The sequence below is a fragment of the Duganella sp. HH101 genome (assembly GCF_001758795.1).
Lineage (GTDB): Bacteria > Pseudomonadota > Gammaproteobacteria > Burkholderiales > Burkholderiaceae_D > Rugamonas > Rugamonas rivuli.
The window spans coordinates 123,001-146,586 of sequence record NZ_LRON01000014.1 but is presented as its reverse complement, the minus strand read 5'-3'; the positions used below and the strand labels follow the sequence as shown (position 1 = coordinate 146,586).

19 protein-coding genes are annotated in these 23,586 nt (G+C 65.5%); 13 read left to right on the top strand and 6 right to left on the bottom strand.

Annotated features, from left to right (window positions below):
• Positions 1–10: 10 nt before the first annotated feature.
• The 4 genes from icmF to DUGA2_RS21540 all read right to left on the bottom strand — a co-directional run bounded on the left by icmF (position 11) and on the right by DUGA2_RS21540 (position 9,107).
• The gene (gene icmF, locus DUGA2_RS21555; RefSeq protein ID WP_070271528.1) at positions 11–3,301 is read right to left on the bottom strand and encodes a fused isobutyryl-CoA mutase/GTPase IcmF; all 3,291 of its coding nucleotides are present in this window, start codon (positions 3,299–3,301) and stop codon (positions 11–13) included.
• Positions 3,302–3,353: 52 nt separating this feature from the next.
• Positions 3,354–6,923 carry an indolepyruvate ferredoxin oxidoreductase family protein gene (locus DUGA2_RS21550; RefSeq protein ID WP_070271527.1) on the bottom strand — a complete coding sequence of 1,190 codons (3,570 nt, stop codon included), beginning with the start codon at positions 6,921–6,923 and terminating at the stop codon, positions 3,354–3,356.
• A gap of 202 nt (positions 6,924–7,125) precedes the next feature.
• The gene (locus tag DUGA2_RS21545) at positions 7,126–8,022 is read right to left on the bottom strand and encodes an alpha/beta fold hydrolase (RefSeq protein WP_070271526.1); all 897 of its coding nucleotides are present in this window, start codon (positions 8,020–8,022) and stop codon (positions 7,126–7,128) included.
• 29 nt (positions 8,023–8,051) lie between these two features.
• Positions 8,052–9,107 carry a sugar phosphate isomerase/epimerase gene (locus tag DUGA2_RS21540; RefSeq protein WP_070271525.1) on the bottom strand — a complete coding sequence of 352 codons (1,056 nt, stop codon included), beginning with the start codon at positions 9,105–9,107 and terminating at the stop codon, positions 8,052–8,054.
• Positions 9,108–9,243: 136 nt separating this feature from the next.
• Between DUGA2_RS21540 and DUGA2_RS21535 the strand changes: the two genes are divergently transcribed.
• Positions 9,244–9,840, top strand: coding sequence for a TetR/AcrR family transcriptional regulator (locus DUGA2_RS21535; RefSeq protein WP_070271559.1), 597 nt, complete (start codon positions 9,244–9,246; stop codon positions 9,838–9,840).
• Here DUGA2_RS21535 and DUGA2_RS21530 read toward each other — a convergent pair.
• The gene (locus DUGA2_RS21530) at positions 9,837–10,784 is read right to left on the bottom strand and encodes a LysR substrate-binding domain-containing protein (protein ID WP_070271524.1); all 948 of its coding nucleotides are present in this window, start codon (positions 10,782–10,784) and stop codon (positions 9,837–9,839) included. The genes DUGA2_RS21535 and DUGA2_RS21530 overlap by 4 nt on opposite strands.
• A gap of 132 nt (positions 10,785–10,916) precedes the next feature.
• Between DUGA2_RS21530 and DUGA2_RS21525 the strand changes: the two genes are divergently transcribed.
• Positions 10,917–12,137 carry an HD-GYP domain-containing protein gene (locus DUGA2_RS21525; protein WP_070271523.1) on the top strand — a complete coding sequence of 407 codons (1,221 nt, stop codon included), beginning with the start codon at positions 10,917–10,919 and terminating at the stop codon, positions 12,135–12,137.
• On the opposite strand, the gene DUGA2_RS21520 is transcribed toward DUGA2_RS21525, so the two are convergent.
• Entirely contained in the window at positions 12,134–13,177 is a 1,044-nt protein-coding gene (locus DUGA2_RS21520) for a GGDEF domain-containing protein (RefSeq protein WP_008443834.1), read from the bottom strand. The genes DUGA2_RS21525 and DUGA2_RS21520 overlap by 4 nt on opposite strands.
• A 466-nt stretch (positions 13,178–13,643) precedes the next feature.
• Here DUGA2_RS21520 and DUGA2_RS21515 point away from each other — a divergent pair, with 466 nt between their 5' ends.
• The 11 genes from DUGA2_RS21515 to DUGA2_RS34070 all read left to right on the top strand — a co-directional run bounded on the left by DUGA2_RS21515 (position 13,644) and on the right by DUGA2_RS34070 (position 23,545).
• On the top strand, positions 13,644–13,823 hold the full coding sequence (locus DUGA2_RS21515) for a Flp family type IVb pilin (protein ID WP_070271522.1): 180 nt from the start codon (positions 13,644–13,646) through the stop codon (positions 13,821–13,823).
• Between the two features lie 56 nt (positions 13,824–13,879).
• On the top strand, positions 13,880–14,410 hold the full coding sequence (locus DUGA2_RS21510; protein ID WP_070271521.1) for a prepilin peptidase: 531 nt from the start codon (positions 13,880–13,882) through the stop codon (positions 14,408–14,410).
• 99 nt (positions 14,411–14,509) lie between these two features.
• Positions 14,510–15,880 (top strand): ATPase, encoded by a 1,371-nt coding sequence (locus DUGA2_RS21505; RefSeq protein ID WP_070271520.1) that lies wholly within the window; start codon positions 14,510–14,512, stop codon positions 15,878–15,880.
• Positions 15,877–16,719 carry a Flp pilus assembly protein CpaB gene (gene cpaB, locus DUGA2_RS21500; RefSeq protein ID WP_070271519.1) on the top strand — a complete coding sequence of 281 codons (843 nt, stop codon included), beginning with the start codon at positions 15,877–15,879 and terminating at the stop codon, positions 16,717–16,719. Before DUGA2_RS21505 ends, cpaB begins: the two co-directional genes overlap by 4 nt.
• 7 nt (positions 16,720–16,726) lie before the next feature.
• On the top strand, positions 16,727–18,031 hold the full coding sequence (locus tag DUGA2_RS21495) for a type II and III secretion system protein family protein (protein ID WP_070271518.1): 1,305 nt from the start codon (positions 16,727–16,729) through the stop codon (positions 18,029–18,031).
• 13 nt (positions 18,032–18,044) lie between these two features.
• Positions 18,045–18,323 (top strand): hypothetical protein, encoded by a 279-nt coding sequence (locus DUGA2_RS21490; RefSeq protein WP_083296403.1) that lies wholly within the window; start codon positions 18,045–18,047, stop codon positions 18,321–18,323.
• A 20-nt stretch (positions 18,324–18,343) separates the two neighbouring features.
• Entirely contained in the window at positions 18,344–19,516 is a 1,173-nt protein-coding gene (locus DUGA2_RS21485; protein ID WP_070271517.1) for a CpaE family protein, read from the top strand.
• Positions 19,517–19,526: 10 nt separating this feature from the next.
• On the top strand, positions 19,527–20,873 hold the full coding sequence (locus DUGA2_RS21480; RefSeq protein ID WP_070271516.1) for a CpaF family protein: 1,347 nt from the start codon (positions 19,527–19,529) through the stop codon (positions 20,871–20,873).
• 4 nt (positions 20,874–20,877) lie between these two features.
• The gene (locus DUGA2_RS21475) at positions 20,878–21,855 is read left to right on the top strand and encodes a type II secretion system F family protein (RefSeq protein ID WP_070271515.1); all 978 of its coding nucleotides are present in this window, start codon (positions 20,878–20,880) and stop codon (positions 21,853–21,855) included.
• A gap of 10 nt (positions 21,856–21,865) precedes the next feature.
• Complete coding sequence (locus tag DUGA2_RS21470) at positions 21,866–22,801, top strand: type II secretion system F family protein (RefSeq protein WP_070271514.1); 936 nt, start codon at positions 21,866–21,868, stop codon at positions 22,799–22,801.
• 9 nt (positions 22,802–22,810) lie between these two features.
• Complete coding sequence (locus tag DUGA2_RS34070; protein WP_070271513.1) at positions 22,811–23,545, top strand: LytR C-terminal domain-containing protein; 735 nt, start codon at positions 22,811–22,813, stop codon at positions 23,543–23,545.
• The last annotated feature ends 41 nt before the right edge of the window (positions 23,546–23,586 follow it).

Below are 23,586 nucleotides of genomic sequence, written 5' to 3'. Positions count from 1 at the left end.
TGGTGGTGCCTTACATATTGCGGCGGTACTGGCCGCCGACTTCGAACAGCGCCGTCGTGATCTGGCCCAGCGAGCAGACGCGCACGGCATCCATCAGCTTTTCAAACACGTTGGCGTTGTCGATGGCGGCCTGCTGCAGTGCCGCCAGCGCTGCCGGTGCGGCATCCGCGTTACGCGCATGGAAGTCCTCCAGGCGCGTGAGCTGCGACTGCTTCTCGTCGTCGGTGGAACGCGCCAGCTCGATGATCTGCGGCGCTTCGGTGCCGGCCTTCGGATTGCGGAAGGTGTTGACGCCGATGATGGGCAGCGTGCCGTCGTGCTTCTGGTGCTCGTACAGCATCGACTCTTCCTGGATTTTGCCGCGCTGGTAGCCGGTTTCCATCGCACCCAGCACGCCACCGCGTTCGGCGATGCGCTCGAACTCCTGCAGCACCGCTTCTTCCACCAGGTCGGTCAGCTCTTCCATGATGAAGGAGCCCTGGTTCGGGTTCTCGTTCTTGGCCAGGCCCCACTCGCGGTTGATGATCAATTGAATTGCCAATGCCCTGCGCACGGATTCGTCGGTCGGCGTGGTGATCGCTTCGTCGTAGGCGTTGGTGTGCAGCGAGTTGCAGTTGTCGTAGATCGCGATCAGCGCCTGCAGCGTGGTGCGGATGTCGTTGAAGTCGATCTCCTGCGCGTGCAGCGAACGGCCGGAGGTCTGCACGTGGTACTTGAGCTTTTGCGAACGGTCGTTGGCGCCGTACTTGTCGCGCATCGCCACCGCCCACAGGCGGCGTGCCACGCGGCCCAGCACCGTGTATTCCGGGTCCATGCCGTTGGAGAAGAAGAACGACAGGTTTGGTGCGAAGTCGTCGATGTGCATGCCGCGCGCCAGGTAGGCTTCCACGAACGTGAAGCCGTTCGACAGCGTGAACGCCAGCTGCGAGATCGGGTTCGCGCCCGCTTCGGCGATGTGGTAGCCGGAGATGGACACCGAGTAGAAGTTGCGCACCTGGTGGTGGACGAAGTATTCCTGGATGTCGCCCATCACCTTCAGCGAGAACTCGGTCGAGAAGATGCAGGTGTTCTGGCCCTGGTCTTCCTTCAAGATGTCTGCCTGCACGGTGCCGCGCACGTTTTGCAATACCCAGTCCTTGATCTTGGCCGCTTCGTCGGCGCTAGGCTGACGCTTGTTCTCTTCGACGAACTTGGCAACCTGCTGGTCGATGGCGGTGTTCATGAACATCGCCAGGATGGTCGGCGCCGGGCCGTTGATGGTCATCGAGACGGAGGTGCTTGGGCTGCACAGATTGAAGCCGTCGTACAGCACCTTCATGTCGTCCAGCGTGGCGATCGACACGCCGGAGTTGCCGACCTTGCCGTAGATGTCCGGGCGCAGCGCCGGATCGGCGCCGTACAGGGTCACGGAGTCGAACGCGGTCGACAGGCGCTTGGCGTCCATGCCGGTGGAGACCAGCTTGAAGCGGCGGTTGGTGCGGAAGGCGTCGCCTTCGCCGGCGAACATGCGGGTCGGGTCTTCGCCCTCGCGCTTGAAGGCGAACACGCCGGCCGTGAACGGGAAGGAGCCCGGCACGTTTTCCAGCATCAGGAAGCGCAGCACTTCGCCGTGGTCCTCATAACGCGGCAGGGCCACCTTGCGGATCTTGGTGCCGGACAGCGTGTGCTGGATCAGGCGGGTGCGGATTTCCTTGTCGCGGATCTTGACGACGTAATCGTCGCCGGCATACGCGGCCTGCATGTCCGGCCACTGCGCCAGCAGCTTCTTGGCGCCGCCGTCCATTTCCGCATCGCGTTCGGCGATGAGATCGTCGAAGTCGGCGGTCTTGTGGGCGATGGCCAGCATGCGCTTCGATTCGGTCAGCTGCTGGCGTTCGCGCGCCAGCGTGACCTGCTTGCGCGTGAAGCGGTGGTAGCCGCGCACGGTGTCGGCGATCTCCGCCAGGTAGCGCGCGCGGGCCGGAGGCACGATCACGTTCTTACCGCTGGAGAAGCGCACATCCACCGGCGCCAGCTTGCCCGGCTTGGCCTTCAGGCCGAACTGCACCAGCTTCGGCACCAGGCCCTGGTACAGCGAGGTGACGCCGTCGTCGTTGAAGCGCGACGCCTGGGTGCCATAGACCGGCATTTCTTCCGGACGCTTGCTCCACATTTCACGGTTGCGCTGGTACTGCTTGGCGACGTCGCGCAGCGCGTCCTGAGAACCCTTGCGGTCGAATTTGTTGATGGCGATGAAGTCGGCGAAATCGAGCATGTCGATTTTTTCCAGCTGCGAGGCGGCGCCGAATTCCGGCGTCATCACGTACATGGACACGTCGACGTGCGGCACGATGGCGGCGTCGCCCTGGCCGATGCCGGAGGTTTCGACGATCACCAGGTCGAAGCCCGCCACCTTGCAGGCGGCGATCACGTCCGGCAGCGCCTGCGAGATTTCGGAACCGGCTTCGCGCGTGGCCAGGGAGCGCATGAAGACGCGCGCCTGGCCGTTCCACGGATTGATCGCGTTCATGCGGATACGGTCGCCCAGCAGCGCGCCGCCGGATTTGCGGCGCGACGGGTCGATCGAGATGATGGCGATGTTGACGGTGTCGCCCTGGTCGAGGCGGATGCGGCGTATCAGTTCATCGGTCAGCGAGGATTTACCTGCGCCGCCGGTGCCGGTGATGCCCAGCGTTGGCACGGCCAGGCCTTCGGCGGCGGCCAGCAGTTCGGCGCGCAGGGCGGGGGAGGCTTTGTCGTTTTCCAGCGCGGTGATCAGCTGGGCCAGCGGGCGGTGGCGGGCGGCGATCTCGCCTTCCTTGAGCGGCGCGAGCGTGGTCGGCGAGTAGTTGGACAGGTCGATGTCGCACTGCTGCACCATCCACTGGATCATGCCGACGAGGCCCATGCGCTGGCCGTCTTCCGGGCTGAAGATCTTGGTGACGCCGTAGGCATGCAGGTCGGCGATTTCTTCGGGGACGATGACGCCGCCGCCGCCGCCGAATACCTTGATGTGCGAACCGCCGCGCTGGCGCAGCAGGTCGATCATGTACTTGAAGTATTCGACGTGGCCGCCCTGGTAGCTGGAGATGGCGATGCCTTGCACGTCTTCGGCCAGCGCCGCGGTGACGACTTCGTCGACCGAACGGTTGTGGCCCAGGTGGACCACTTCCACGCCGTTCGATTGCAGGATGCGGCGCATGATGTTGATCGAGGCGTCATGGCCGTCGAACAGCGAGGCCGCCGTCACGAAGCGGACTTTGTTGTTCAGGCGCGGCTGCTCGGGTACGGCGGCGATTTTTGGTGCGGATAGGTCGTTCATTTGTGTCCCTTGTATTCTTGTGTCGATCTGCGTCGTGGTTCCATTATAGGACTCAAGCCGCGCGCTGCTGGCTGAATTGCGCCAGCAGGCGTGCCTTCTCGGTACGGAAGGTGGCGACAGCCTTTTCCTTCACATGGCCGAAGCCACGCACCTTCTCCGGCAGGCCGGCCAGTTCCACGGCGGTGGCGTGGTTTTCAGGCGTCAGCTTGTCCATCAGCGCAGTCACCAGCTCGCGGTACTCGACGATCAGGGCGCGTTCCATCTTGCGCTCTTCGGTGTAGCCGAAGATGTCGAAGGCGCCGCCGCGCAGGCCCTTGAACTTGGCCAGCAGCTTGAAGGCGCTCCACATCCACGAGCCGAATTCCGCCTTGACCAGGTGGCCCTTGGCGTCCTTCTTGGCGAACATCGGCGGCGCCAGGTTGAACTTGACCGAGAAGTCGCCCTCGAACTGCTGCTTGAGCTGTTCGACGAAACGGCCGTCGGTGTACAGGCGCGCCACTTCGTATTCGTCCTTGTAGGCCATCAGCTTGAAGGCGTACTTGGCGACGGCGGTCGACAGCTTGTTGCCCAGGCCCAGGGCGGTTTCCTTGGCGCGCACCTGCGACACCAGCTGCTCGTAGCTCGCAGCGTAGGCGGCGTTCTGGTAGGCGGTCAGGAACTCGACGCGCTTGCCGATGACGTTTTCCAGGCTTTGCGGCATCTGCATGACGATGGCTTGCGTAGGCGTAGCCACGCGCTCGACGCGCTTCAGGTCCACTGCGGCGCGGCGGCCCCACAGGAAGCTCTTCTTGTTCGAGGCGATGCCGACACCGTTCAGTTCAATCGCGCGCAGCAGCGATGCTTCCTTCAGCGGGATGCGGCCTTTCTGCCATGCGTAACCGAGCATGAACAGGTTGGCGGCGATGGAGTCGCCCATCAGCGCGGTGGCCAGCTTGGTGGCGTCGATGAAATCGGCGGCGCCGGCGCCGACCGATTCCTCGATCAGTGCGCGCACTTCTTCCACCGGATACTGCCAGTCGGCGTTCTGCGCGAAGGTGCCGGGCGGCTGCTCGTGCAGGTTGACGATGGCCAGCGTGCGGCCCGGACGCATCTTCGACACCGCGTCGGCGGCGCCGGCGGTCAGCATGTCGCAGCCGAGGATCACGTCCGCCTCGCCGGTGGCGATGCGTTGCGCGCGCAGGTGGGCCGGGGTCTTCGCGACCTTGACGTGCGATGTCACCGAACCGTTTTTCTGCGACATGCCGGTCATGTCCAGCACCGACGCGCCTTTGCCTTCCAGGTGGGCGGCCATGCCCATCAGCGCGCCGACGGTGATCACGCCGGTGCCGCCGATGCCGTTGATCAGGATGTTGTACGGCTGCTCGCAGGACGGCAGCACAGGTTCCGGCAGGGCGCCGAAGCCGTCGTCGGCGTTATCTTTCGTCACGCCGGTCTTGGTCTTCTTCAGCGAGCCGCCTTCGACGGTGACGAAGCTCGGGCAGAAGCCCTTCACGCACGAGTAGTCCTTGTTGCAGGACGACTGGTCGATGGTGCGCTTGCGGCCGAACTCCGTTTCCTTCGGCAGGATGGAGGTGCAGTTGGACTGGATGCCGCAGTCGCCGCAGCCTTCGCACACGGCTTCGTTGATGACCATGCGCTTGGCCGGGTCGGGGAACTCGCCCTTCTTCCGGCGGCGGCGCTTCTCGGCCGCGCAGGTCTGGTCGTAGATCAGCACCGATACGCCGCCGATCTCGCGCAGCTCGCGCTGGACGGCGTCCATGTCCTTGCGGTCGTGCAGGCTGACGATGGACGGCAGGGCGCTGCGGTCGGTGTAGCGGTTCAGGTCTTCGGTGACGAGGGCGATGCGTTTGACGCCTTCGGCCGCCATCTGCTGGGCGATCATCGGCACCGAGGTGATGCCGTCGACCGGCTGGCCGCCCGTCATCGCGACCGCGTCGTTGTAGAGGATCTTGTAGGTCATGTTGACCTTGGCCGCCACCGCTGCGCGGATCGCCAGGTAGCCGGAGTGGAAGTAGGTGCCGTCGCCCAGGTTCTGGAACACGTGCGGAATCTTCGAGAACGCGGCCTGGCCTATCCACGGCGCGCCTTCGCCGCCCATGTGCGTGGTCAGTTTGTTGAACTCTGGGTAGATCGAGGTCGCCATCACGTGGCAGCCGATGCCGGCCAGCGCCAGGCTGCCTTCAGGTACCTTGGTCGAGGTGTTGTGCGGACAGCCGGAGCAGTAGAAGGCTGGACGGAACGGCGTGCTGATGGCTTTTTTCAGCACGGCGTCCTTGGCGTCGAGGAAGGTCAGGCGGGCCTTGATATGGTCGCAGGTGACTGGGTCCGAGATCAGGCGCTTGACGCGCGAGGCGATCACGCGCGCCACTTGCGAGACGGAGAAGTCGGCCTTGGAGGTCAGCAGCCATTCGCCGCGTGGGGCGACCCATTCGCCTTTTTCATCGAACTTGCCGATCACGCGCGGGCGCACGTCGTCGCGCCAGTTGTACAGCTGTTCCTTCAGCTGGTACTCGACGATCTGGCGCTTCTCTTCGACCACCAGGATCTCGTCCAGGCCTTGCGCGAATTCGCGCACGCTGTCCGGTTCCAGCGGCCATGGCATCGCGACCTTGAACAGGCGCAGGCCGACGTCGGCCGCCATCTTCTCGTCGATGCCCAGTTCTTCCAGCGCTTCCAGCACGTCCAGGTAGGATTTGCCGGAGGCGATGATGCCCAGCTTGGCGTTCGGGCTGGTGATGGTGGTGTGATTGAGTTTGTTCTCGCGCGCATAGGCCAGCGCGGCGTAGATTTTGTAGTCCTGCATCAGCGCTTCCTGATTGCGCGCCTGCTGGCCCAGCGGGATGCTGGACAGGCGTGCATTCAGGCCGCCTTCCGGCATGACGAAGTCCTGCGGAATCTTGACTTCGACGCGGAACGGATCGGCGTCGATGGAGGCCGACGATTCGACGGTGTCGGCCAGTGCCTTGAAGGCCACCGTGCAGCCGGAGAAGCGCGACATGGCCCAGCCGTGGATGCCCAGGTCCAGGTATTCCTGCACATTGCATGGATACAGGACGGGGATCATCGAGGCCGAGAACAGGTGGTCCGACTGGTGCGGCAGCGTCGACGAGTAGGCGCCGTGGTCGTCGCCGGCCACCAGCAGCACGCCGCCGTGCTTCGAAGTACCCGCATGGTTCATGTGCTTGAAGACGTCGCCGCAGCGGTCCACGCCCGGGCCTTTGCCGTACCACATGGCGAACACGCCGTCGTACTTGGCTTCGCCGATCAGGTCCACCTGCTGCGAACCCCAGACGGCGGTCGCGGCCAGATCCTCGTTCACGCCCGGCACGAACTGTACGTGGTGCGCTTCCAGGTGCGGCTTGGCTTTCCACAGGTTCTCGTCCAGGCCGCCCAGCGGCGAGCCTCGGTAGCCGGAGATGAAGCCGGCGGTGTTCAGGCCGGCAGCCTGGTCGCGCACGCGCTGCATCATCGGCAGGCGCACCAGCGCCTGGATGCCGGACAGGAAAATGTCGCCCTTGGTCGCGGTGTATTTGTCGTCGAGGCTCACGGTGGTGAGGCGGGATGTGGCGGCGGCTGCATCTCTTGCGGATGCTGCTGCGCCGTTTGCCGTGGTATCGGGCATGGCGGTGTCTCCGGTGTTGTGTCGGTTCGCGCCCAAGCTTGGAGGCGCCGGGTAGGCGCGCCAGGATCAGGCCATGGGCCGCATGGTTAGCGGCGTTGCAGGTATTTTAGGCTTAAAAAACCCGCTTTGTAGCAGAGTATGGGCGCGAGTTGACGTATACGGAAATACCGAATGCCGATGGGGGTATAAGAAAAAGTGATGGCTACACTGGGCTGCCCTCCAGGAAGGGCAGCAGATGCGCCAGGAAGTCGTCCGGATTCTCCTCCATCACGAAGTGGCCGGAATCGGCAATCATCGCGCCGCGCAGGTCGAGGGCGCGGCCCTGCATGGTGAGCAGAGGGGCGTCCTTGGTCGCGTGCTCGGCGCCGATCGCCAGCACCGGCATGGCCAGCGGCGAGGCGGCGCGCAGCAGGTTCTGGCGTATCGTCTCGGGTATCGCGCGGTAGTAGGCGAAGCCGGCGCGCAGCGCGCCCGGCGTGGCGTAGGCCTCGGTGTAGACCGCGGCGGCGACGCGGTCGCGCCGGTACGACCATTTGTCCAGCATGAAGCCGATGTACTCGCGCTCCTTGCCGGCGGTGAGCGCCTCGGGCAGGTCGTGCACCTGGTTGAACATGAAGTGCCACAGGAAGATGTTGTCCTCCTGCGGGACGAAGATGGGCGGCGCCGGCGCCAGGCCGGGGATCACCGCCTCGGTCAGCGCCAGCTTGCCGATCGCACCGGGGAAATCGCTGGCCATCGCGTAGCCTATCCACATGCCGATGTCGTGGCCGACCACGTCGTAGTGGGCGTGGCCCAGCTGCGCCATGGCCTGGTGCAGGATGCTGGCGACGGTGCCGGTGTCGTAGCCGCCGGCGGGGCGGTCGGAGTGGCCGGTGCCGGGCGGGTCGACGGCGATGGCCAGATAGCCTTGCGCGGCCAGCGCGCTCATGACGTGGCGCCAGGCGTACCAGGTTTGCGGCCAGCCGGGTATCAGCAACACCGGGCGGCCGGCGCCGGCGCTGACGCAGTGGATGCGGTTGCCGTCGACGCGCACGTAGTCGTGCGTGTAGCCGGTTGCGGGATGGTCTTGTTGGTCTTGTTTGGCGAGTGATGCGTGCATGGTGTTCCTTGTGTGGTCGGGTGGCGGCATCAGGCGATGCCGAGCAGCTGCTTCATTTGCTGCGGGTTGACCGGCGCACCGGCGAAGTCGTCGAAGATCTTGTCGGTGACGGGGATGATGTGGGCGTTGATGAAGTCCACGCCCTCCCTGGCGCCGACCTCCTGGTGCTTCAGGCAGCACTCCCATTCCAGCGTGGCCCAGCCGGCGTAGTCGTACTGGGTCAGCTTGGAGAAGATGGACTTGAAGTCGACCTGGCCGTCGCCCAGCGAGCGGAAGCGCCCGGCGCGGTTTTCCCAGGACTGGTAGCCGCCGTAGATGCCTTGCCGTCCGCTCGGATTGAACTCGGCGTCCTTGACGTGGAACATGCGGATGCGCTCCTTGTAGATGTCGATGAAGTCGAGGTAGTTCAGCTGCTGCAGCACGAAGTGGCTGGGGTCGTACAGCATGTTGCAGCGCTGGTGCTGGCCGACGCGGTCGTAGAACATCTCGAAGCTGACGCCGTCGTGCAGGTCCTCGCTGGGGTGGATTTCGTAGCACAGGTTGACGCCCTGTTCGTCGCAGGCATTCAGCACCGGCAGCCAGCGCTTGGCCAGTTCGTCGAAGGCGGTTTCGATCAGGCCGGCCGGGCGCTGCGGGAAGGGGAACAGGTAGGGCCAGGCGAAGGAGCCGGAAAAGGTGCCCATCTCGGTCAGGCCCAGGCGGCGCGAGGCCTTGGCTGACATCAGCAGGCGCTCGATGGCCCAGGCGGTGCGGGCTTGCGGCTTGCCGTGCAGTTCGGCCGGCGCGAAGCTGTCGCACATGGCGTCGTAGGCGGGATGGACGGCGACCAGCTGGCCGAAGATGTGGGTGGTCAGTTCGCTCAGCACCAGGCCGTGGCCGGCCAGCATGCCGGTGATGTCGTCGCAGTAGGCCTGGCTTTCGGCGGCGGTGGCGACGTCGAACAGGCGCTGGTCCCAGGCGGGCAGCTGCAATGCCTTGAAGCCGGTGTCGCTGGCCCAGGCGGCGATCGATGGCAGGTCGTTGAAGGGGGCTGCGGTGTCGCTGAATTGGGCGAGGTGCAGGCTTGGTCCTTTGATGGTACGCATTTTTATCGGCTCCTATTGTTTGTCGATCGACAAAGAATAGGATAAATTTGTCGGGCGGTCAAGCCGGTATTTGTTCGCCGGGTGGCCCGAGCGAGCGGCTATACTGGCCGTCCTGGTGATTTTGCTGAGGTAAATGATGGCTGGTAGGCCAAGAGAATTCGACCGCGAGCTGGCGCTGCAAAAGGCCAGGGACGCTTTTTGGGAGCGCGGCTACGAGGGTGTCGCCATGTCCGATCTGGTGGCGGCGCTGGGCATCGCCTCGGCGCGTATTTACGCTGCCTTCGGTTCGAAGGAGGAGCTGTTCCGCGAGGCGGTGGCGCTCTACGTGGAAGGCGAGGGCGGCTTCGCCACGCGCGCGCTGGCGCAGGAGGAGACGGCGCGCGCCGCCATCGAACGCATGCTGCGCGAAGCGGTGCAGCTGTACACCCGCAGCGGCCGGCCGCATGGCTGCATGGTGGTGTCGGCGGCGGCCAACGGCGGCATCCAGAGCGACGCCGTCATCGTCTGGCTGGCGGAGTTCCGCAGCGCCCGCACCAAGTCGATCGTCGATCGTCTGCGGCTGGCCTTGAAGGCTGGCGAGCTGAAGGCCGGGACAGATGTGGTGGCGCTGGGGGATGTCTACGCCACGCTGCTGCATGGACTGTCGGTGCAGGCGCGCGACGGCGTCGGCAAGTCGCGGCTGCTGGCGATGATCGCACCGGCGATGGCGGCGCTGGAGTTGGCCGGCCGCTAGGAGGCTGTACCGCCGGCGATGGCGGTGGCGCCCGGCCAGGTGTCGCCGGCGCACAGCTGCGCGCTGACCTGCTGCACCAGCCGGCTGACCGCCGCCGCCGCGTTGGTCAGCGGAATATTCTTGGACGCGCACAACACCACCGTGCGCGAAATCGACGGACTGTGGATGCGGTGCGAGCGCATGGCGCCGCGCTCCAGCTCGTCCAGCACCGGCGCCGACGGCAGGATGGTCGCGCCCATGTCGGCCAGGATGGCGGACTTGAGGATGGCGATGGAATTGATCTCGATCACCTTATCCAGCGTCAGGCCGGCCTGGCGCGCCACGCTTTCGATGCGCGGCCGCACGCCGTGTTGCAGTCCGGGCAGGATCAGCGTGGTTTTCAGCGTTTGCGCCAGCGTGAGCGCCTGCTCGCCTTGCGCGTACGCGGCGTCGGCGCGGCAGATGAAGCGTAGTTCCTCTTCCACCAGCGGCGTCGTGGCGAACTGGGCCAGTTGGCCGTCGTCGAACAGCACGGCCAGGTTGACGCGGCCGGACTTGAGCTGGTCGCTCAGGTTGCCGGTCAGCTCTTCCGTCAGTTGCAGCGTGATTTCGGGGTATTGCGCGCGCGCCGCCGTCAGCAGCGGCAGCGCCAGCGCGCCGGAGATGCTGTGCGGCAGACCCAGCGTGACGCTGCCGCTGGGGCGTTCGGCCGACTGCGCCACGGCCGAACGGGCGTCGGCCACCTGCTTGAGGATGGCTTGCGCGTGTTCGTAGAAAATCTTGCCGGCGTCCGTGCTCAGCACGCCCTGGGCGGAGCGATGCAGCAGCTGCACGCCGAGCTCCTCTTCGAGCTGGCGCAACTGTTGCGTCAGTGCCGGTTGCGCAACATGCAGCACCACCGCCGCCCTTGACAGGGAGCCGTGGTCTACTATGGCTACAAAGTACCGAAGTTGGCGTAATTCCATGGAGGCAAAGCGTTGTATTAACCTGGACAAACAAATGGTAGCACTTGTAAAACTAATCCTGACAGGAAACTATTTGTTATACTGGTATCAGCCCGTTCCGCTGCCGCCAGCCTCTCTAAAGTGGGTACCAGTATGCTAAAGAAAGTCGATTCTTCCCAGCTTAAAGTGGGCATGTACATTCATGACCTGAGCTGCGACTGGATGACCCATCCCTTCGTTCGCAACCGTTTCCTGCTCACCAGCGAAGATGAAATCCGCAAGATCATCAACGCCGGCATCCACGACGTTGTCATAGACAACGCCAAAGGGATGGACGTGCAGGATGCGCCGAGCGTGGATGAGGCGCAGGCCGCCACCGAGCGCGAAATCGTCGAAATCGTCGCCAAGGCGCCGGTTATCACCCGCGTGTCGCTGGGCGAGGAGATGCAGCGCGCGGTGCAGATCCGCCATCAGGCCTCGACCCTGGTACGCACCGTGATGCAGGACGCGCGCCTGGGCAAGGCCATCGAACTCGACCAGGTCCAGCCGGTGGTGCAGAATATCACCGAATCCATTTTGCGCAACCCGGGCGCGCTGGTTGGCCTGCTGCGCATCAAGAACAAGGACGATTACACCTTTTTGCACTCCGTTAGCGTATGTACGCTGCTGGTTGCGTTCTGCCGCTCGCGCGGCATCGACGCCGAAACGACCCACCAGGCCGGCCTCGGCGGCCTGCTGCACGACACCGGCAAGGCGCTGGTGCCGGACGCCATCCTGAACAAGCCGGGCCCGCTGACGGACGAGGAATTCGCCATCATCAAGCGCCATCCGCAGGACGGCTACAACATCCTGCTACAGTCGCCGGAGGTGGGGCCGATTCCGCTCGATATCACGCTGCACCACCACGAGCGGCGCGACGGCAGCGGCTATCCGAACAAGCAGGCCAACGATGAAATCAGCGAATTGGCGCAGATGGCGGCGATTGTCGACGTGTACGACGCCATTACGGCCGACCGCTGCTATCACAAGGGCATGCCGGCGGCGGCGGCGCTGCGCAAGATCTACGAGTGGAGCAAGTTCCACTTCAATCCGAAATTCGCGCAGGAATTCATGCGTTGCGTGGGGATCTATCCGGTCGGCACCATGGTCATGCTGGAATCGGGGCGCCTGGGTGTGGTGATTGAACCACACGAGACCAACCTGCTGGCGCCGAAAGTGAATGTTTTCTTCAATACCAAGCAAAATCTCTACATCAAGCCGGAAACCATCGATTTGTCGCGCGGACTGGGCTTTGGCGGCGGCGACAAGATCGTCGGCCACGAGTCGCCCAGCAAGTGGAATGTCGACCCGATGCGCTTCCTGACGCTGGCCTAGAAGAATTCGGCGGTGTCGTTGGATTCGATGGCGTGCAGCAGGCCGCCGTCGACCAGCTCGTCGTAGTGGCAGGCCAGGTTGCGGCCATGGCTTTTCGCGTAGTACAGCGCCTGATCGGCGTGTCCCAGGATGATCACCGGCGCCTCCAGCGCGCTGATGCTGACAAACCCCACGCTCACCGTCACCTTGCCCACCTGCGGGAAATCGTGGGAAGCCACATTCGTGCGGAAGCGGTCGATGATTTTCTTGGCGTTGTCCAGGGTGGTCGAACGCAGCAGCACGACGAATTCCTCGCCGCCGAAACGGAACACGCGGTCTTGCGCGCGGAACGAGGACGTCAGCAGGTTGGCGATCAGGATCAACACCTCATCGCCGTATAAATGGCCGAAACGGTCGTTAACGTGCTTGAAATGGTCCACATCGACCACGGCCAGCCATTGCTTTTCCTCATCATGATGGCTGCGGCGCTCCGGCTCGCCCGGCAGCGTGATGGCGTCCTGCTCGGTGCTGGCGGCCAGCATCTTGGCCAGCTGGTCGTCGAAGGTCTTGCGGTTGAGCAGGCCGGTCAGCGAATCGCGTTCGCTGTAGTCCAGCAGGTTCTGGAAGTTGCGGTAGACGCTGACGATGCCGCCGATGACGTGGATGGTGTCGCTGGTGTACGGGGTCGGGTTGACGATTTCCAGGCAGGTGTCGGCCTTGTCGCCCAGCCAGATCGGCAGCCACAGCGTGTGCTCGCCCGCCTCGTTGGCGACGTCGGCGCCCGATTCGTGGTTGGCGATGCACTGCGCCAGGGCCGGGATGTTCTCGATCGGTTCGCCGGGATTGTGCAGGTCCGAGGTGTCGACCATGCGGGCCGCTTCGCCGGCGCAGATGATGGCGCGCGGCCGGACGAAAATCTTGCCCCTGACTGTGGCCAGCGTCAGCACGCGGGCCTGACTGGCGCGGGCAAGCTCCTGCACCGCCGAGATCACCGAGATGTCGAGCATCGTGTGATCGCGGTGGCCGGTCATGTCCACCATGTGTTTCAGTAGGGAATCCATTTTCTTCTCTGGAAAATAATCACACAACCTTGCGTCGAGCCACGTTTTGTTCACGCCTATCAAGCCAATATCTTTGATAGTCAGGCGCACAGTGAAGCTGCAACACGGGGCCTTTCCAAAGAACAGCTAAGCAGGATAATAGCTTTTTGCAATCAAGGCAATTCATGTGTGCGAAAAAAAACATTCCTTGCAACTTATGCGACCTTTTTCCGACAGCCGGGCCATTCCGTCAGAGCTTAATGATCAGGAAATTGGTGCAGTTTGACATAAGCCAGCCGGGATGTCTGTCCCGCACGAACATTTTCATCATACCCCTAAAATGATGCCGCAAGGAAAACTTGCGTCACGTCAACTCTCAGAAAACTCCGATCCGTATAGTAGGTCTTAATGGTGAAGCGAAGGCGATCCGGGCAGTCCGCCAAGCCGCGCCAGGGGTACTTTTTTTCATTTCATCCGGGAGTAAATCATGAACTCGCTTATTGCAGCAGCAAAGGTGTTTGCGCACGACGAAGAAGGGATCACCGCCATTGAATATGGCCTGATCGCGGCGACGATGGTGGTGGCCGTCGGTACCGCCTTCGCCTTGCTGGGGCCGGCGCTGAGGACCGCTTTCACCACGATCGCGACCGCCATCACCACCCCGTAAGCACCTGGCTTTCCAGCCGCAGTCGGGCTGGAAAGCCTTTTGTTGGAGACACCGTCATGCTGAATGCGATCGAACTGATATTGATCTGCCTGGTGGCGCAAGCGGCCGTCACCGACCTGGCCCTGCGCAAGATTCCGAATGTACTGATCCTCAGCGGCCTGTTGCTGGCGCTGATGTTGCACATGCTGGGCGGGCAGCACTGGGCGCCTTTGACGTACTGGCTGGCCGGCAGCTTGGCCGGCTTTTTTTTATTCCTGCCGCTGTATTTATTGCGCGGCATGGCCGCCGGCGACGTCAAGCTGATGGCCATGGTCGGCGCCTTCGTCGGCCCGCTGGCGGCGCTGCATGTGGCCGCGCTGGCCACGCTGATCGGCGGCGCGATGGCTTTGGTGATGCTGCTGTTCAGCGGCCGCTGGCGCGATGGCTGGCGCAACCTGTCCACGATCTGCAGGCCGCTGCTGTGGCGTTGCCTCGGCATCCCGTTACAAGCGGTGCCACTGGAGCCCGGCGCCAGCGTCGGCGGCATCCCCTACGGCCTGGCGATCGCGCTGGCGACGATGGTGGTTGTCGCGCTGGCGCATCGCTGACCGGCCGCCTGCCGCGCCTTTGCTGCGCGTCAATGTCCACAAAGTGCGGGCCGATAGACTTGATTCCTCAACGTAACTAATTCACCGCTGGAGACCGCCATGCTCGCAGTCGAATCGCCTTCCTCCGCCCATGATGCCGGCCTGGCCGGGGAGCTGCCGGCGCAGCCGAAATCGGTGCGCGACACCGGCTTGTCGCAGCAGCTGATCGTCGAGCTGATCGCCAAGGCCATTTTCGTCAACGGCAAAAGCCATCTGCCGGTGCTGACCACGCGGCTGCACCTGTCGATCAACGTGCTGCGCGAGGTGCTCGAGTTCATGCTGGCCGAACACGTGGTCGAAGTGGCTTGGCGCGGCGAGTCGGACATCGACGTGCAGTACCAGCTGACGGCGGCGGGACGGCTGCGCGCAAGCGCCTGGATGGACCGCTGTCCCTACGTTGGCCCGGCGCCGGTGACGCTGGAAGCCTATCGCGCCGTGGTCGAGCGCCAGGCCGCCCAGGTGCCGCAGCTGTGCGCCGACGAACTGGCGGCCGAATTCGCCGACGATTTCCTCAGCCCCGCCGTGCAGCGCATGCTGGGCGCGGCCATGTACGCGGGCCGCACGGTGCTGCTGCATGGGCCGTCCGGCAGCGGCAAGTCGGTGCTGGCGCGCCGCCTGGGGAGTTTGCAGCAGGGCGTGATCGCGGTGCCGCATGCGCTGGTGGTGGGGCAGGAGATCGTCCAGGTCTACGACGCGCTGCTGCATCGCGCGCCGACGCCGCAGCACCTGCGTGCATTGCGGCCGTCGCCGGAGCGTCGCAGCAGCGATCCGCGCTGGGTGCTGTGCCAGCGGCCCGTGGTGGCGCTCGACGCCGACCTCAGTGCCGACATGCTGGAGCTGCAGCCGGACAGCCATAGCGGCAGCTACCGCTCGCCGCCGCAGCTGAAGGCCAACAACGGCCTGCTGATCGTCGATGACCTGGGCCGGCAGCGCATGTCCGCCGCCGATCTGCTGAACCGCTTCTCGCAGGCGCGCGAGCTGGAACGCAGCCAGCTGGCGCTGGCCGGCGGCTACCACTTCAGCGTGCCGTGCCACATGCAGCTGGTGTTCGCCACCAGCCTGGCGCCGGAGGCGCTGCTCGACGCATCGGCGCTGCGCCGCATCGGCTACAAGATCCCGGTCGGCCCGCTGGACGGCGCCAGCTACCGCACCTTGTTTCGCCAACAGTGCGTGACGATGGGCGTGGTGTTCGACGAAGCGGCGCTGCGCCATCTGATCGACGTGCTGCACGCGGGCAGTGGCCTGCCGCTGCTGGCCTGCTATCCGCGCGAGATCATCGGCCGCATCGGCGATTTCGCCGGCTTCCTGGGCGAGCCCGCGCGCCTCAGCGTGGCGGCGCTGGAGCAGGCCTGGATCAGCATGTTCGCCACCTGCGAACCGGCGGCCGCCGCAGGCGATGCGATCGACCAGCTGCAACGGCGCATAGCATGAACAACAAGCGCGCACTGATGATGATGGCGCTGGCTATCGTGCTGGGACTGGTGGCCGTGGGCCTGGCCTCGCGCTGGCTGCTGCGCCAGTCGCCGGCGTCGGCCAACAAGATCGTCGTCGCCGCTACCGACGTGAACCTGGGCCAGCGCCTGACGCCGGAGATGCTGATGACGATAGACTGGCCCGCCGAAAGCCTGCCGCACGGCGCCATCCGCGACGGTGCGCGGCTGGTCGGGCGCGTGCTGAAAACCAGCGTGCTGCGCAACGAGCCGCTGAGCGAGGCCAAGCTGGCGCCGGCCGGCACGCTCGGCGGCCTGTCGGCGCTGATCTCGGAAGGCAAGCGGGCCATCACGGTGCGCGTGAACGATGTGGTGGGGGTGGCCGGGTTTGCGCTGCCGGGGAACTTCGTCGACATCATCGTCAACACCCAGGCCGCCGCATCCGGCAGCGATAACGCGATCTCCAAGATCGTGCTGGAACGGATACTGGTGCTGGCCGTGGCGCAGGAAGTGGGACGCGACGAGACCAAGCCGCGCGTGGTCAACGCGGTTACGCTGGAGGTGACGCCGGCGCAGGCCGAGAATATCGACCTGGCGCGCAGCGTCGGCAGCTTGTCGCTGGTGCTGCGCAACCAGGTCGATCCGCGCCCCGGCGTGACGGACGGCGCGACCAAATTCAGCCTGCTCGGCATCGCCAGGGTGGCCGCGCCTGCCCCCGCGCCGGCCGCAACGCCCGCCGCCGCGGATAAGCCGCGCGCGCAGCTGGCGCAGACGGCGCCGCGCAACCGTTCCTGCGTCGGCGTGATCGCCGGTGTGCAGCGCACGCAGGAATGCCTGTGAGCGCGCCATGAGGACGCTACGATACGTGCTGCTGATCGCGGCGGCCAGCCAGGTGCAGGTTGCCGCAGGCGTCCCGGCCAACGGCGCCGCCGCAGCCGTCGCTGCGCTGGAAGCACCGCCGCAGCAACCGCAGGCGAACCGCGAGGCCGTGGGCCTGCGCTGCGGCGGCCAGGCGGCGACGCCGGGCAAGCTGACGCTCGCGCTGGGCAAGTCGACGCTGATGCGCATGCCCGAAGCGGTGCAGGCGCGCAGCGTCGGCAATCCGGCCGTGCTGCAGGCGATGCTGGTGGCGCCGGATACGCTGTACGTGGTCGGCGTCGACATCGGCAGCAGCAATATGATCGTGCAAGGCCGCAGCGGCATGTGCAATGTGATCGAGGTGGCGGTCGGCGTCGATCCCGCCGCGTTGCAGAACGCGCTGGCCGCGCTGATGCCCGCGCAAAAAGACATCCAGGTCAGTGCCGCCGGCGACACGCTGGTCATCAGCGGCACCGTCGACGATGTGCAAACGGCGGCGCGCGTGCTGGACCTGGCCGCCGCGTTTGTGCGGCGGCCGGCGCAGGCGCTGGAGGCGGCCAGGGGCGACAAGGGCGGTGCGGCCGCAGCGTCGCCCGCATCGGCGCCGTCCACCGCCGGCGCGGCGCGCATCGTCAACCTGCTCAATGTCGGCGCGCCGCAGCAGGTGATGCTGGAAGTGAAAATCGCCGAGGTCTCCAAAACGCTGCTGGACAAACTGGAGAGCGACCTGGCGCTGAGGTTCGGCGGCGGCAGCTGGACCACCGCGCTGGCATCGAATTTTGTGTCCGGCACGCTGAAAGGATTGCTCGGCATCGGCAAGGCCGGCGGCAACCACGCCGGCATCTCCGCCGAGAAGCAGGATGGCCTGGTGCGCATCCTGGCCGAACCGACGGTGATGGCGATCAGCGGCCAGGAAGGCAGCTTTCTGGCGGGCGGAAAAATCCTTATCCCGGTCGCGCAGGACAACAACAAGATCACGCTGGCGGAGAAGGAGTTCGGCGTCGGCCTGCGCTTCACTCCCACGGTGCTGGCCGGCGGCCGCATCAACCTGCGTGTCGCGCCGGAAGTATCGGAGTTGTCGCGCGAGGGCATCGGCGTCTCCGCCGCGGGTATTTCGGGCGGCGCCATCCTACCGCTGATTACCACGCGCCGCGCCGCCACGACGGTCGAACTCAAGCCGCTGCCGGCGGACTACAGGCTGCCGACCGACGACATCACCACGCCGAGCCGCGCGCAGCTGTTCCTCGAAGGCCGTATGGAAGGGCCGCCGGCCCAAAGCACCGACCACAAATAACCGGGATACGACGATGCGACATCTAATTAGCCTGCCACTGGCATGCACGCTGGCAGCGTGCGCCCTGCAAACCACGCCGACTACGCCGCATTGGGACCGCAACTTCGGCGTCGCCGCCCGCGCCACGCTGGCGCAGCAGGTCATGCATGCGGACGCGGGCCGCAATGGCGATCCGGTCTCCGGCATGGATGGCCGCGCCGCGCACGCCGCCTACGAGCGTTACCAGAAGGCCAGCAGCGAACCGTCGCCGCAGCCGTCCGCATTCACCATCGGCGTCAGCGGCGCCAAGTAGCCGCACCACGAGGAGCGATCATGAAAGCACTGATGATCAGCAGGGACAGCCTGCTGCACGCCGAAGTCGCCGCACAAGGCTCCGCGCGCATGCCGCCGATGCAGCTGGTGGCGTCGCGCAACGGCCTGCGCGACGCGGTCGAACGCCAGCTGTCGGAGGCGCCGGACCTGGTGATCGTCGACGCCAGCGACGCCGCGCAGGACGAGACGGAGCTTATCGAGCGCCTGGGCAAGCTGTATGCCGCGTCGTCGTTCATGCTGCTGACGCGCGAGCCGCAGCAGGACCTGCTGATCCGCGCCATGCGCGCCGGCATGCGCGAGGTGCTGCAACTGCCGCTGGTGCACAGCGCCTTCCACGAAGCGATGAGCCGCATCGAGGTGGCGACGGGTGTCAGCCAGACGCGCGACGGCAAGGTGCTGGCCTTCATCTCCTGCAAGGGCGGCAGCGGCGCGACGTTCTTGTCGACCAACTTCGGCTACGCGCTGGCCGCGCTGGCCGACAAGAAGGTGCTACTGATCGACCTGCACGGCCAGTTCGGCGACGCCACGCTGTACGTGTCGGACCAGAAGCCGACGATGACGCTGTCCGACATCTGCGCGCAGATCAGCCGCATGGACGGCTCCTTCCTCGATTCCTGCCTGGTGCACGTGGCCTCCAACTTCGGCGTGCTGGCGGCGGCCGACGATCCCAACCACGCGGTCGACATGAAGCCCGAACATATGGACGCCATCCTGCGCCTGGCCCGGCAACACTACGACTTCATCGTGCTCGATGTCGGCCGCCAGATCGACGCCATCTCGCTGCGCGCACTGGACCAGGCGGACACCATCCATCCGGTGCTGCAGCTGGCGTTGCCGGACATCCGCGACGGCCGCCGCCTGCTGGACATCTTCCGTTCGCTGGGCTATCCGAGCGAGCGCACGCGCCTGATCGTCAACCGCTACGAAAAGGGCGGCAAGCTGCGCTTGATGGACCTGGAGCAGGCGCTGGGCGCGGACGTGGTGCACACGGTGCCCAACGACTATCTGTCGGCCACGGATTCGGTCAACCAGGGCATACCGGTGCTGCAGCTGTCGCGCAGCAGCGCGGTGGCGCGCAGCCTCGCCGAGCTGGTGGAGCTGGTGACGGCGCGCCGGGTCTCGGAAAGCAAAGGCCTGTTCGACCGCCTGTTCGGCCGCCACGACAACGATTGAGGAGGATGACATGAGCTTACGCGAACGACTGGCGACCGCCGACGACAATCGCCCGGGCGTCAACGGGCCGCCGGGCCTGGCCGCGGCGGCGTATCTGGAGCTGAAGAAGAGCATGCACCAGACGATACTCGACCGCATCGACCTGGAGCGCCTGAAGCGGCTGACGCCGGAGCAGTTCAAGCACGAGCTGGCGCTGCTGGTCCAGCGCATCATCGAGGAAGAGCGCATCGTGCTCAATCAGCACGAGCGGCATAGCCTGGTGCTCGACATCCAGCACGAGATGCTGGGCTTCGGGCCGCTGGAGCCGCTGCTGGCCGATCCCGGTGTGTCCGACATCCTGGTCAACACCTGCGCCAGGGTCTACGTCGAACGCGCCGGACGGCTGGAGCTGACCGACGTCACCTTCAACGACAACGCCCACCTGATGAAGATCATCGAGAAGATCGTCTCGCGCGTGGGCCGCCGCGTGGACGAGTCCAGCCCGATGGTCGATGCGCGGCTGCCGGACGGTTCGCGCGTGAACGCCATCATTCCCCCGCTGGCGATCGATGGACCCATCCTGTCGATACGGCGTTTCTCCGTCAATCCGCTGACGGTGCAGAACCTGCTCGACTACCGCAGCCTGACGCCGCCGATGATGGAGGTGTTGAAGGCGCTGGGCCAGGCCAAGGTCAACATCCTGATCTCCGGCGGCACCGGCAGCGGCAAGACCACCATGCTGAACGTGCTGTCCGGCTTCATTCCGGCGGCGGAGCGCATCGTCACCATCGAGGATGCGGCGGAGCTGCAGATGCGCCAGCCGCATGTGGTGCGGCTGGAGACGCGGCCGCCCAACATCGAGGGCAAGGGCGAGGTCAATCAGCGTTCGCTGGTGCGCAATGCGCTGCGCATGCGGCCGGACCGCATCATCCTCGGCGAGGTGCGCGGGCCGGAGGCGCTCGACATGCTGCAGGCGATGAACACCGGCCATGAAGGCTCGCTGGCCACGATCCACTCGAACACGCCGCGCGACGCCTTGTCGCGGCTGGAGAACATGGTCGGCATGACCGGCTTGAACCTGACGCCGCGCGCCACGCGGCAGCAGATCTGTTCCGCCGTGACGGTGGTGATGCAGGTGTCGCGGCTGACCGACGGCACGCGCAAACTGGTCAGCCTGCAGGAAATCACCGGCATGGAAGGCGACGTGATCGCCATGCACGAGATCTTCCGCTACGAGCAAAAGGGCGTGGACGCGAACGGCAAGGTGCAGGGCAGATTCTCCGCCACCGGTGTGCGGCCGCGTTTCGCCGACCGCCTGCGCATGTTCGGCGTGCCGGTGGCGGATTCGGTGTTCGATCCCGACAAGATCTACGAGTAGCGGCATGGACACGCTCTTCACGGCTTTCGCGGTGCTGCTGTTCGCCGCAGTGATACTGATGATCGAAGGCGCCTGGCTGTGGTGGTCGAGCGCCCACGGCGGCGGTGCGCGGCGCATCGCCAAGCGCCTGCGGTTGATGGCGGCGCGCGGTGAGCGCGGCGGCGAGCGGATCGATATCCTCAAGCAGCGCAGCTACAGCCGCAACCCGACGCTGGAAAAAATCCTGCGCCGGGTCGGCCGCCTGGCCCTGCTGGACCGTTTGCTGTTGCAGGCTGGCGTGCAGTGGTCGGTGTCGCAGTTCCTCTGCTGCACGCTGGCGATGCTGGCGTGCGGCTTGTTGGTTCTGTCGCTATTGTCGATGCCGGCGATGGCGGCGACCGGCCTGCTGGCCTTGTCGCTGTCGCTGCCTTGGCTGGTGCTGATGCGCACGCGCAGTGCGCGCCTGCTCAAGCTGGAGGTGCAGCTGCCGGAGGCGGCGGACTTTCTCGGCAGGGCGCTGCGCGCAGGCCACTCCTTCGCCAACGTCATGCAGATGGTGGGCGAGGAGATGCCGGAGCCGATTGCCGGCGAATTCAAGTTCGCCTACGAGGAGATCAACTACGGTGTGCCGATGAACGAAGCCTTGCACAACCTGGCGATGCGCGTACCGCTGACCGATCTGCGCTATCTGGTGATCGCGGTGCTGATCCAGCGCGAGTCGGGCGGCAACCTGGCTGAAGTCCTCGGCAACATCAGCCGCCTGATACGCTCCCGCCTGCGCTTGCTGGCGCAGGTGCGTGTGATGTCGGCCGAGGGCAGGATGTCGGCCTGGATACTGGGCCTGTTGCCGTTGGGCGTATTGGGAGTGATGGTGGTGCTGAATCCCGCCTACATCCGCGTGCTGTGGACCGATCCGGTAGGCGTGCAGATGACGTGGTACGCCTGTGCGATGGCTTGCGGCGGCGTGCTGTGGATGCGCAAGCTGATACGCATACGGGTGTGAGGAGCGGGGCATGGACATCCGGCAGATTGTTTTCCTCGTGATCGTCTTCGCGGTGGTGGTGTGCATCGCGCTGGTGGCGTTGCTCAGTTTTTCGTCGGTGCCGATACGCGAGCGGCTCGGCGATTTTATCGGCACGTCCGTATCCTCGTCGCCGGCCGAGGGGGGCTGGGTGGAGAAGGTCGCGCAGGCGGCGCGGCCTTTTTCCCGCATGTCGCTGCCGGAGGAGGGCTGGGAGCGCTCGCCGCTGCGCACCCGTTTCATGAACGCCGGCTGGCGCAGCGCAGCGGCGCCGTCGCTGTACTTCGCCGCCAAGACGCTGCTGGCGCTCGGGCTGCCGGCCGTGGTGGCGGTGCTGGGCGCGGCCGCGCTGCAGGGGGTGCTGAACAAGCTCTATCTCCATCTGCTGCTAATGACGGCGGCCATCGGCTACTACATACCGAACGTCGTGTTGTCGCGCAAGGCGGCCGGCCGCAGCCGCGAGATCTTCGAAAACTTCCCCGATGCGCTGGATCTGCTGACCGTCTGCGTGGAGGCGGGCCTGAGCCTGGAGCGCGCGCTGGCCAAGGTGGCGGGGGAAATCCACATCAAGAGCGTGGCGCTGGCGCAGGAACTGCAACTGGTGCTGATGGAAATGCGCGCCGGCTTCACCAAGGAGAAGGCCTTGCGCAACCTGGCCCTGCGCAGCGGCGTCGAGGATGTGGATACGCTGGTGGCGATGCTGATCCAGTCGGAGCGCTTCGGCACCAGCATGGGCGAGTCCTTGCGGGTGCATTCGGATAACCTGCGCAGCAAGCGCAGCGTTATCGCCGAGGAGGCCGCAGCCAAGATCGCGTTGAAGCTGCTGTTCCCGCTGATCTTTTGCATCTTCCCGACGCTGATGCTGGTGTTGATCGGACCCGCGGGCATCCAGATTTACCGGATGCTGCCGACCATGCTGGGCCAATAGGAGACGATGATGAAACACGTACTGGGCGCCGCGTGCACAGGCGCATTGCTGATGGCGTGCAGCGGCATGGCGCCCGCACCCGCTCCCGTACCGGAGCCGGACACGCGCAGTGCAGCCCTGACGGCGCTGGAGCGGGCCTGCCTGCAGGCGCCGACCGATGCGTCAAGCTGGGAGCAATTGGGCGCGGCGCTGGAAGCCGGCGGAGAGCGGGAGCGGGCGGCGACCATGTTCAAACAGGCGGCCACGCTGCGCGCCCACGACGTGCAGCGCGACTACATGCTGCTGAAGGAGGGCGCGGCGCAGGCCAGGGCCGCCCTCGATGCGTCGATGCCGCGCACAGAGGTGCGGCAGATCGGCGCGGCGCTGGTGGAGGTGCTGCGCATCGGCGCAGCTGCGCGCGCCGATGCCGATGCCGATGCTGATGCCAATGCCAATGCCGTCGCCGCACCCGCGCCGCCGGGCGTCCGGCTGGAGATCAGCAACGGCAACGGCATCGCCGGCGCCGCCGCGCGGCTGGCGCGCACGCTCGACGCGGAGGGCATCAAGGCCACGCGCCTGACCAACGTCCGGCCTTTCGTGGTGCCGCTCAGCCGCATCGAGTATCAGCGCGACCAGCAGCTGCTGGCCCAGACGCTGGCGCAGCGACTGGGGCTGCCGCTGCAGGCGCACAGCGGAAAATCGGCCTACGCCGACATGCGCATCGTGCTGGGGCACGACGTCGCGCAGGCCCGCTATCTGAAGTAAAAAAAACCGTCCGGGAGGAGTGACCCTCGCGGACGGTAAAA